Source organism: Plantactinospora alkalitolerans (genome assembly GCF_015690345.1).
In the GTDB taxonomy this organism is placed as follows: Bacteria; Actinomycetota; Actinomycetes; order Mycobacteriales; family Micromonosporaceae; genus Plantactinospora; species Plantactinospora alkalitolerans.
This window is the reverse complement of sequence record NZ_JADPUN010000322.1, coordinates 1-10447: the sequence shown is the minus strand read 5'-3', so window position 1 is coordinate 10447 and position 10447 is coordinate 1. Positions and strand designations below refer to the sequence as shown.

Here is a 10447-nt window from a genome sequence, read left to right as displayed (position 1 = left end):
GGTCGTACCGGAGGCAAGCCGGCACCCCGGTCCGGGCCACGGGTGGCGCCCGGCCGCCGCTCCACGCCGGGCCGGGACGCCGCCGAGCTGCTCGTCGGCCGGAACCCGGTGGTCGAGGCGCTGCGCACCCAGGTGCCGGCGACCGCGTTGTACGTCGCCCAGGGCATCGACATGGACGACCGGGTCAACGAGGCGCTCCGCACCGCCGCCGACCGGGGCATCGCGATCCTGGAGATCAGCCGGGCCGAACTGGACCGGATGACCGGTGGGGTGCTGCACCAGGGCATCGGGGTGCAGGTGCCGCCGTTCGCCTACGAACCCTTCGAGGACATGCTCGCGATGGCGGTGGAGCATCCGTCACCGCTGCTGGTGGCGCTGGACGGGATCACCGATCCGCGCAACCTCGGCGCCGTGATCCGTTCGGCTGCCGCGTTCGGCGCCCAGGGGGTCTTCGTACCGGAGCGACGGGCCGCCGGGATCACCGCGACCGCCTGGCGGACCAGTGCGGGCGCGGCGGCCCGGGTTCCGGTCAGCCAGGTGACCAACCTGACCCGCTCGCTCAAGCTCGCCCAGCAGGAGGGGTTCCTGGTCGTCGGACTGGACGCCGACGGCGAAACCGACCTCTACGACCTGGAGGCGGCGATCGGGCCGCTCGTGGTGGTGGTCGGTTCCGAGGGTCGGGGCCTGTCCCGGCTGGTCGGCGCCACCTGTGACCTGCGGGTGAGCATCCCGATGGTCTCCGAGGTCGAGTCCCTGAACGCCAGCGTCGCGGCGGCGGTGACCCTCGCCGAGGTGTCCCGGCGCCGGCTGGCCGCCTGACCCGGTCAGATTTTCCCGAAACGACCACGCCGACCCGGCTGGCGCGCTGGGCCACCGATCTCCGGCTGGTTACCGTGAGCGGATGATCGGGACCTGCGAGCCACGTTTCGACCGCGTCCGGGACGTCTTCGCGGCGTCGTTCGCCGGTCCCCTGTCCGGGGGGCCGGCGCAGGACGCTTCTCCGGCCGGCGATCCGGCGCACGGTGCCGGCCCGGCCGACGATCCGGCGCACGGTGCCTCCCTGGCTGACGATGCGTCGCGCGGTGCCGGCCCGGCCGACGATCTGGCCGAGTCCGGCGCCTCGTTCGCCGTCTGGCACCAGGGGCGGCCGGTGCTCGACCTGGTCGGCGGTTGGCGGGATCCGGGCCGAACCCGTCCCTGGACGCCGGACACCCTGGTCAACGTCTACTCGGCCGGCAAGCCGATCGCCGCGCTCTGCGTGCTGCTGCTGGTGGAACGGGGCCGGATCGGGCTGGACGACCCGATCGTCCGACACTGGGCCGAGTTCCGGAGCGCCGACACCACCGTGCGACACGCGCTGAGCCACACGGCCGGGCTGCCGGTGTTCCCGGTCCGCCGTCCGGCGGAAGCGTTCGCCGACTGGCCGCTGCTCGTCGCCGACCTGGCCGGCGCCGAACCACTCTGGCCGGCCGGTACGGTCGCCGCCGAGCATGCCCTCAGCTACGGACACCTGCTCGGCGAACTGGTCCGCCGGGTCGACGGGCGGTCGATCGGGCAGTTCCTGGCCGACGAGATCGCCCGACCGTGGCGGCTGGACCTCCACGTCGGACTCGGCCCGGCCGACCAGGCCCGCTGCGCGGAACTCGGCTACGGCGTTCCGGACTGGCCGGTCAGCGCGCGGGGGGCGGCCGGCTCCCTGCGGGCCCGTGCTCTCGGCAATCCGGCCGGCTGTCTCGACCTCGCCGTGCTGAACAGCCCGCTGTGGCGCGGGGCCGAGATACCCGCCGTCAACCTGCACGCCACCGCGAGCGGACTGGCCCGGCTGTACGCGGCACTGCTCGGCGGCGGCACCCTGGACGGCATACGCCTGTTCAGCGCCGAACTCGTCGCCGAACTGACCCGGGTGCAGTACGCCGGCACGGACCTGCTGCTCGAACGCCCGACCCGGTGGACCCTCGGCATGCAGTACGAGGACGACGGAAGCTGGGGCATGAGCGGAATCGGCGGCAGTACGGCGTACGCCGATCCGGCCCGGAACTACACGTTCGCGTACGCCACCCGGCAGCTGGCCGGCTTCGACCGGGTCGAAATGCTGATCACCGCGCTGCACGCCTGCCTCGACGACCCGACGGGTTCGGGTAGCAGCAATCCCACTGTGGTCGAATGAGCCGTGACCAGCCAACCCCCTTCGGCAAGCATCGCGCCGACCGTCGTCCTCCGAGCCGAGGCGACCCCGTCCGCTCCGGCCCTGCGGCTGCGCCCGTGGCAGGACGACGACGTCGAATCGTTGATCGAGGCGTTCCGTGACCCGGTGTTGCGGCGCTGGACGAGAGTTCCACTGGAGAACGTCGACGACGCGCACCGGTGGTTGGCACTTCAGCGGGCCGGCTGGCAGAACCGTCAGCGGATCAGCTTCGCCGTCCTGGCCGACGATCCGGGTGGCGATCCGGACCAGGGCTTGGAGAACGGGCCGGGTCGGCTGCTCGGCAACGTGGTGCTGAAGTCGCTCGACCCGGCGGTCGGCTCCGCCGAGGTCGGCTACTGGACGGCGGCGCCCGCCCGGGGTCGGGGGGTGGCCCCGCGCGCGCTCGAGGCGCTCACCGGCTGGGCCTTCGACACCTTCGGCCCGGAGGGTCTGGACCGGCTCGCGCTGCTGCACCAGGTGGACAACACCGCGTCGTGCCGGGTGGCGGAGAAGACCGGCTACCGGTTCGACCGGATCATGTCCGCCCGCCCGCCGTTCCCCAGGGACGGCCACCTGCACCTGCGGCGGATCCTCCCCGCCCAGCGAAGCGGTGCCGGCCCGATCCAGTGATCCGGTGACGGGTGGCCTGCCCGGACGGGCGAACCGGGCGTTACGTGATCACGCCAGAGCGGCGACGCGGGCGTCCCGGCCGGAAGTGGGCACCGCCCCGTAACATGCAGGGCCGGGCAACCCCTCGCCTGCGGAGGAGTCGGCACATGGCAGGGCAGGACGGAGGCTACGGGCTCGCCGTCGATCTCGGGACCTCGCACACCGTGGCGGTACTGCGCTGGCCGGACGTGCGTACCAGGCCGCTGCTCTTCGACGGGCAGCCGATCCTGCCCTCCGGCGTGTTCCTCGACTCCGCCGGGCGGCTGCACGTCGGCCGGGACGCCCAGCGGCTGGCCCAGGCCGAGCCGGCCCGCTACGAGCCGAACCCCAAGCGGCGGATCGACGAGTCCGCCGTACTCCTCGGTGACCGGGAGATTCCGGTCGTGGACCTGCTCGCCAGCGTGTTGGGCACGGTGGCCAACGCGGCGGTCGAGGCGGTCGGCTTCCTGCCACCGGCGGTGCTCAGCTACCCGGCGACCTGGGGCGCCCGCCGCCGCGAGGCCCTGGCCGCCGCCGTCGGTCGGGCCGGCTGGCCCCCGGTGACCGGCACAGATCCGTCGTCCCGGCCCTCCGGCGGCACCCTGCTGGTGCCCGAGCCGGTCGCCGCCGCCCGCTACTTCGCCGACGTGCTGCGCCGGCCGGTGCCGGTCGGTTCGGCCCTCGCGGTCTTCGACTTCGGCGGCGGCACCCTGGACATCGCGGTGGTCCGCAACGAGGGCACCGACGACGCCGGCCGGGCCCGATTCGTGGTGATCGGCTCGGGTGGGGTTTCCGACCTCGGCGGGCTCGATCTCGACGCGGCCCTGGTCCAGCACCTCGGCGGGGTCGTCGCCACCGCACACGGAGTCGTCTGGCAGCAGCTCAGCCACCCGGTCACGGCCAGCCAGTGGCGTAACCGCCGGCAGTTCTGGGACGACGTACGCGGGGCCAAGGAGATGTTGTCCCGGGCCACCACCGCTCCGATCCCGGTGCCCGGTGTCGAGCAGGCGTTGCACCTGACCCGGGACGAGTTGGAGCGCGTCGTCACCCCGCTGCTGCGCCGGGGTGTCTACGAGGCCGCCTCGGTGCTCGCGAACTGCCGGCTGAGCGTCGACCAGCTCGCCGGGCTGTTCCTGGTCGGCGGATCGTCCCGGGTGCCGTTGGTGGCCCGGCTGCTGCACGCCGACCTCGGGATCGCGCCGACCGTACTCGAACAGCCGGAGCTGCCGGTCGCCGAGGGCGCGCTCGCCGAGCTGTCCGGTACGGCGCTCGCCACCGTCGCGGCACCGGCGGTCCGGGGTACGGCCGGAGTGCCGACCAGCCCCGGCGCGCCCGACCCTTCGGCGGCGGTGCCCGGACAGTCGTTGCCCGGACACGCGGTGCCGGGACAGTCGTTGCCCGGACACGCGGTGCCCGGACAGGTGGCGCTCGGACACGCGGTGCCCGGACCGGCCGGGCCCTACCTGGGCGGGCCGGCGGTGGCCGTCTCCGCTCCACCCCGGCAGGGTTCCGGGCCGCTCCAGCAGGGCGTCGAGCCACCTCGGCAGAGCCCCGGGGCCGCATCCTCGTCCCGGGCGGCGCTGGCCGGGCTGGTCGACCGGTTGCCGCGCCGGGCGATCTGGATCGGCGCGGGCGCGCTGCTGGCGCTCGTCGGAGTGGTCGGCGCGGCAGCGCTGTACCTGACCCGGGACCGCTATCCCGCCATCGACTTCGCGCCGTTCGCGGAGATCGCCCGGGTCGCCGCCCAGGTGGAGAACCCGGCGACGCCGTTCACCGCGATGGCCGGCGACCGGGCGTACGTCGCCTATCGGCGGCCGGACCAGCGGCTGGACGTCGCGGTGGTGCAGGCCAGAACGGCGAAGGTGTCGCGTTGGATCACGACGGAGACTGGCGCGGAGCAGTGGGCCGGGATCGAGGCGCTGCCGGACGTCCTGCTGGTCGAGGCGGGCTCACCGATCGGCAGCACCCCGCGTGACCTGATCGCGTACGACCCGGACGACGGCGCGCACCTGTGGCGCCGGCAGGTCCATGGTGACGACACCATCCACTACTTCGACCGGTACGTCGTGGTGCTCGACAAGACCGCCGCCAGGGTGATCGGGATCAACGCCCGGACCGGCAAGGAATGGACCCTGCCGAGCCCGCCGGGGCAGTACGACAGCGCCTCGGCGATCTATCCGATGAACACCGCCGAGGAGGTCGGCGGCGCGGCGACCAACCCGAACGGCGATCCGATGATGCCCAACCGGGGTGACGACCCACGGCTGGTCCAGATCGGCGCGGACGGCTCGATCCGGGTCATCGACGTGACGAACGGCCGGGTGCTCAAGACCCGGGAGAAGGCGGCCGACACCAAGGACTTCGTGCTGGCGTACGACGGTCAGCTCTTCGTGGCCTCGCCGACCGACGGTTACGGGCTCGCCCGGTACGACCTGGCGACCCTCGGGGCGCCGACGAACGTCTACTCCGCACCGGACAAGAGCCGGCGGCCACAGGCCCTGGAGCCGTGCGGGAAGCACCAGGTCTGCCTGCTGGAGGGCGCCGGCTCGGACAAGGAATCCACCGAACTGGTGGCGGTCCGGACCGACGACCGGGCGGACAACCAGGAGGCGGCCTGGCGCAGGAGGGTGCCGCAGGCGGAGCACCTGGTGCCGGTCGGCGAGAACGCGTTGGTGCGGATCGGCACGTCGTCCGAGTCGGTGAAGCTCTTCGACCCGGACGGCCGGAACATCCTGACCCGGGAGGGCGTGGCCGTACGCGTCAACGGCGGCAACCTGCTCGCCTTCGACGCGGAACTTACGCCGTACCGCGACGACGCCAGTATCGCCGGGGTGAACGTCGGCTCCGCCAAGGCGACGGAGTTGGGCCAGCTCAAGGGGATCATCCCGACCTCCTGCTCGTGGAACACCTCGGTCATCGTCTGCGGCACCGAATCCGAGTTCCTTTTCGCCCGGTTCGGCGGCGGCGGCGGATAGCCGTCGATGCTTTCCTCCAGTGACATCTGTCCATTCAGGGGGACGGCGGCCCACGCGTGATCGGGTACGATCCTGATCCACCACGTGCCTGAACTGCGATTTATCGTTCCGTCCTGCCTGGATCTTCCGCTTGAGGGTGAAAATGACACCTCTTCTCTCGTCCGGCCGTCCATCGCCGGAGGGCCGATTGGTGTGGTCGGCCACCTTCACGATCACGGCCCTCGCCGCGGTGGCGGCGGTGGCCGGCGCGGTGATCAGCGGCAGCCTGCGGGGTGTGGCGGTCGGTGTCCTGGCAGCGGCGGTCGCGGTGCTGCTGTTGACGCTGCTGCGGAGGTTGCGCCGCCGGCAGCGCGCCACCTGGGCCGCGTTCGAGCAGCACGAGCGGGAGGTCGAGCGGCGGATTCTCGGGTACCAGCACCAGTTGGCGGAGCGCGAGGCCGAGTGGGCCGATCGCGCCGAGGCGCGATCGGCAGCGGTGAACGGGGCCCTGGAGCATCTCCTCCGGGTACGCCTCTCGGCTGCGATGGCCGGCTCCCCGGTGCCGCCCGCGTACGGCGACTCCGAGTTGGACGAGGTCGCGGCCAGCCTCGTCGACGGCGTGCTCGCGGAAGCGACGAGTGCGTTGAAGCGGGCGGACGAGCGGGAGGAGTCGCTGCGGCTCGCGGTGGTGGCACTGTCCCGGCGGGTCCAGACGGCGGCACACTCCATCCAGGAGCACGTGTCGCTGATGGCCGACCGGCACCAGCACGACCCGGATGTCGTGGAGTCGAGCATGCGGGTCGACCATGCCGCCGCGCAGCAGGCCCGGCACGCGCAGAGCCTGGCGGTGCTGTGCGGGGAGTGGCCGGGACAGCAGTGGCAGGAGCCACTGGCGATGGTGGACGTCGTCCGGGCCGCCTCGGCGCGGATCCTCGCCTACCAGCGGGTCGAGGTCTCCGGCGACCAGGACGTGGCGGTGGCCGCCGAGGTGGTCGAACCGGTGATCCACCTGGTGGCCGAGCTGCTGGCCAACGCCACCCAGTCGTCGCCGCCCGCGACGAGCGTGCCGGTGACCGTGCGGAGGGTGCAGCGGGGTGCCGTTATCGAGATCGACGATGGCGGCGTCGGCATGGACGAGCACCGGCTGGAGCAGGCGCGGGAGATCGTCTCCGGGCGCCGCCGGGCCGGGCTGGGGGATCTGGGCGAGATTCCGCAGACCGGTCTCGCCGTCGTCGGGCACTACGTTCGTCGGCACGGGTTCCGCGCGGATCTGAGCGAGTCCCCGTACGGTGGGTTGCGGGCGGTGGTGCTGATTCCGTCGAAGGTTGTGGAGACCGTGGAACCTCCAGAGGCCATCGCCGCGCGACCAGCGGCTCGGCAGGCCACACCGGTCGTCGAGGCCGGACCGCGGACCAGCGTCGACACCGCCTCCGCCGACTCGCCGCCGGCCGGTGCGACGCTTCCGCAGCGCCGGTCCCGACGTGGGCAGGCCGCCGCGGCCGTCCCGGAGGAGTCGGCGCCGGCATCTTCCAGCCCGACGCCGGAGCAGGCGGGTTCCTGGATGGGCGCCTTCATCGAAGGCGGCCGGACCGGCGGTGAACCGGATCCGGCGGGCACCAGCTGACCGCCGACAACCGAAGGATTGCGTACACGATGACGACGAAACAAGACCAGAACTGGATGCTGGCCGAGGTTGTGTCGGTGCCGTACGTCCGGCACGCCGTGGTGCTCTCCGCCGACGGCCTGGCCATGGTCCGGTCGGAGCACACCGCCTCGGACGTCGCCGATCGGCTTGCCGCAGCCTGTTCCGGACTGCAGTCACTCGGCCGGAGCGTGGGCCGGGAGTTCGGTTCGGGTGGCCGGTCCCTTCGTCATCTGATGATCGAGTTCGACGGTGGGTACCTGTTCGTCCGGCGGGCCGGGGACGGCTCACACCTGGCGGTGGTCACCGAGCCGGCCGTCGATCCCGGGCTGATCGCCCACCAGATGCAGACGCAGGTGAACCGGATCGGCGAGCGCAACCTGGCCACGACGGCACGCCACGGTACCGGGGCATGACCGAGCCGACCGAGGAATGCCGATGACCGAGCGGAGCGGAGAAACCGCGTGACCTCTCCGGACGATCCTGGCCGCACCTATCGGGACACCGCGCTGCGGCCGTACGTGCTCACGAAGGGCCGGGCACGTCCGTCACGCAACACGATCAGTATCGACACGTTGCTGATCGCCACGGATCCGGCGCCGTCGCTGCCGATCTCGGCCGGTCGTCAGGAACGTGCCCTGCTGGCCATGTGCCGGGGGCTGCTGTCGCTCGTCGAGGCGGCCGCCCGACTGGAGTTGCCGGTCAGCGTCGTACGCGTGTTGGCGAGCGACCTGGTCGACTCCGGCCACCTGACCGCGCGGGCCGGAAGCCCCCAGTCTCCGCAGCTTTCCCGGGATCTACTGCAAGAGGTGCTGAATGGCCTCCGGGCTCTCTGACCAATACCTACCCGGCACCGTGACCAAGTCGGTGAAGATCCTCGTGGTGGGCAGCTTCGGCGTCGGCAAGACCACGCTGATCGGCGCGGTGAGCGAGATCAGTCCGTTGCGTACCGAGGAGACCCTGACCCAGGTCAGCGAGGGCGTGGACGACCTCACCGGCCTGGCGGAGAAACGCACCACCACGGTCGCGATGGACTTCGGCCGGATCACCCTCAACGAGAGTCTGGCGCTGTACCTGTTCGGCACGCCGGGGCAGCGACGGTTCTGGGACCTGTGGGAGGGGCTGGCCGAGGGTGCCGCCGGGGTGCTGGTCCTGGTCGACACCCGGCCGGGCCGGCTGGAGGGCAGCTTCGAGGTGTTCGACCAGTTGGAGATCGGCACCCAGATGCCGTTCGTCGTGGCGGTGAACCACTTCCCCGACACGGTCCGGCACAGCGTCGAAGAGCTGCGTACCGCGTTGGATCTGCTGCCGGAGACGCCGATCGTGGACTGCGACGCCCGGGACCGGGCCTCGGTGCTGAAGGTGTTGACCACTCTCGTCGAGTACGCCGTCGACCTCGCCGACGGCCCGGCTCCGGCTCCGGCTCCGGCTCCGGCTCCGGCTCCGAATATTTTGGCCCCCCAGGAGGTGGTCTCGTGACAGCCGCGACCTTTCGCCGGGAGCCGGGCGCTCCCACGTCCCTCGACGAGATGACCGGACTGATTCCGCTCGTGTCGACGACGATGTGCCCGGAGCCGCAGCATGTCTTCCAGAAGCTGCGCGAGGAGTACGGGCCGGTCGCGCCGGTCGAACTCGAACCGGGGATCAACGGCTGGCTCGTCCTCGGATACCAGGAGATCCTGACGGTCACCCGGCAGGAGGAGACCTTCGCCGCCGACCCGGCCAACTGGTCGGTGTACCAGGACGACAGGCTCGCGCCGGACTCGCAGGTCCGCGCGATGATGTCGCCGTACGACAACGCCTTCTTCACCGACGGCGAGCGGCACCGGCGGCTGCGTGCCCCGATCGACGGTGGGCTCGGCAGGATCGACCAGCGGCAGTTGCGGCGCGCGGTGACGGCCCTGTGCACCGGCGTGATCGCCGACTTCGCCGGCCGGGGCGAGGCCGACCTGGTCGCCGACTACGCGGCGGTCATCCCGGTGCTCGCCATGGCGGACGTCTTCGGCATGGACGCCCCCCAGGGGCGTGCCCTCTACCGGGGGTTGCTGGAGTTGTACTCCTGGGAGGGCGACGCCGAGGCCGCCCGGCAGCGGGTCCTGGGGCTCGCCGCCGAGGCGGTGGCGGCGCGCCGGGCGGCACCGTCGGAGGACCTGACCAGTTACCTCGCCCACCATCCGAACCTGCACAGTGACGCCGAGATCTACGACACCATCCTGCTGCTGATCGTGGGGGCGAACGAGAACGGCATCAACTGGATCAGCCAGACGCTCCGGCTGATGCTCACCGACTCGCGGTTCGGCGGGCGCCTTCGGGGCGGCCGGCTCGGGGTGGACGACGCGCTCGACGAGGTGCTGTGGCGGGATCCGCCCTTCAGCAACGTGGCGGGCCGGTACGCGCTGAAGGACACCGAGCTGGGCGGGCAGGCGATCCGGCGTGGCGACGCGCTGATCCTCGGGTTGGCCGCTGCCAACGCCGATCCTCGGATCCACGCCGGCGGTGGGGCGGCCATCGAGGTCGGCAACCGGGCGCACGTTTCGTGGAGTGCCGGTCCGCACTCGTGTCCGGCTCGGCTGCCGGCCCGGCTGATCGTCCGTACCGCCGTCGAGACCGCCCTGCATCGGCTGCCGGGAGTCCGGTTGGCGATTCCGCCAGAGGAGGTGGTGTCGGTCGACTCGGCGTGGACCCGTGGCCCGGCGTCGCTTCCGGTGCGTTTCACCCCGGTGTCGAGCCCGGGTTCCGACCAACCCTGATCGCCCGGCGCCGGCCGTGTCGGGTCGGCCCGGACCGGCAGGCCGCTATCCGGAGTTCGCCGACCGTGCCGGGGTGGCGAGCCGGCGGGTGGTGGCGTGCAGCCCGAAGAGGGTGTAACCGACCAGGATCGGGGTCAGCGGCGGCAGGATGAGCACGCAGAGCACGCCGGCCAGCGCGACGGTCCCGGCGGTGCCGAGCAGGGTGGCGGGTCGGGCCAGCACGATCCGGGCCGCCGCGCGGGCGGCGTCGCGCCAGCCCTGGCCCGCC

At 72.3% G+C, this 10447-nt stretch carries 10 protein-coding genes; 9 read left to right on the top strand and 1 reads right to left on the bottom strand.

Annotated elements, in window-relative coordinates:
- From rlmB to I0C86_RS35180, 9 genes are all read left to right on the top strand, one after another.
- Positions 1–819 (top strand): 23S rRNA (guanosine(2251)-2'-O)-methyltransferase RlmB (rlmB, locus tag I0C86_RS35220; protein WP_196205630.1); only part of this gene is annotated, 819 nt, incomplete at its 5' end.
- A gap of 82 nt (positions 820–901) precedes the next feature.
- A complete protein-coding gene (locus tag I0C86_RS35215) occupies positions 902–2167 on the top strand; it encodes a serine hydrolase domain-containing protein (RefSeq protein WP_196205629.1) in 1266 nt (421 codons plus the stop codon).
- Positions 2168–2170: 3 nt separating this feature from the next.
- The gene (locus I0C86_RS35210; RefSeq protein ID WP_323374040.1) at positions 2171–2815 is read left to right on the top strand and encodes a GNAT family N-acetyltransferase; all 645 of its coding nucleotides are present in this window, start codon (positions 2171–2173) and stop codon (positions 2813–2815) included.
- Positions 2816–2961: 146 nt separating this feature from the next.
- Positions 2962–5808: an Hsp70 family protein gene (locus I0C86_RS35205; protein ID WP_196205628.1), complete on the top strand. Its 2847-nt coding sequence runs from the start codon at positions 2962–2964 to the stop codon at positions 5806–5808.
- Between the two features lie 190 nt (positions 5809–5998).
- Positions 5999–7411 carry an ATP-binding protein gene (locus I0C86_RS35200; RefSeq protein ID WP_196205627.1) on the top strand — a complete coding sequence of 471 codons (1413 nt, stop codon included), beginning with the start codon at positions 5999–6001 and terminating at the stop codon, positions 7409–7411.
- A gap of 29 nt (positions 7412–7440) precedes the next feature.
- Positions 7441–7845, top strand: coding sequence for a roadblock/LC7 domain-containing protein (locus I0C86_RS35195; protein ID WP_230395308.1), 405 nt, complete (start codon positions 7441–7443; stop codon positions 7843–7845).
- 48 nt (positions 7846–7893) lie between these two features.
- Positions 7894–8265 (top strand): DUF742 domain-containing protein, encoded by a 372-nt coding sequence (locus tag I0C86_RS35190; protein ID WP_323374039.1) that lies wholly within the window; start codon positions 7894–7896, stop codon positions 8263–8265.
- A complete protein-coding gene (locus I0C86_RS35185) occupies positions 8246–8908 on the top strand; it encodes a GTP-binding protein (protein WP_196205626.1) in 663 nt (220 codons plus the stop codon). Before I0C86_RS35190 ends, I0C86_RS35185 begins: the two co-directional genes overlap by 20 nt.
- Positions 8905–10179: a cytochrome P450 gene (locus tag I0C86_RS35180; protein WP_230395307.1), complete on the top strand. Its 1275-nt coding sequence runs from the start codon at positions 8905–8907 to the stop codon at positions 10177–10179. The genes I0C86_RS35185 and I0C86_RS35180 overlap by 4 nt, the downstream gene beginning before the upstream one ends.
- A gap of 45 nt (positions 10180–10224) precedes the next feature.
- On the opposite strand, the gene I0C86_RS35175 is transcribed toward I0C86_RS35180, so the two are convergent.
- Positions 10225–10447, bottom strand: a 223-nt coding sequence (locus I0C86_RS35175) for a hypothetical protein (RefSeq protein ID WP_407676385.1), incomplete at its 5' end; no start/stop codon positions are given.

Bases quoted from the DNA above. Each gene is read 5' to 3' on its own strand.
- I0C86_RS35215 (WP_196205629.1), top strand. From the start codon at position 902: ATGATCGGGACCTGCGAGCCACGTTTCGACCGCGTCCGGGACGTCTTC.
- I0C86_RS35205 (WP_196205628.1), top strand. From the start codon at position 2,962: ATGGCAGGGCAGGACGGAGGCTACGGGCTCGCCGTCGATCTCGGGACC.
- I0C86_RS35195 (WP_230395308.1), top strand. From the start codon at position 7,441: ATGACGACGAAACAAGACCAGAACTGGATGCTGGCCGAGGTTGTGTCG.
- I0C86_RS35185 (WP_196205626.1), top strand. From the start codon at position 8,246: ATGGCCTCCGGGCTCTCTGACCAATACCTACCCGGCACCGTGACCAAG.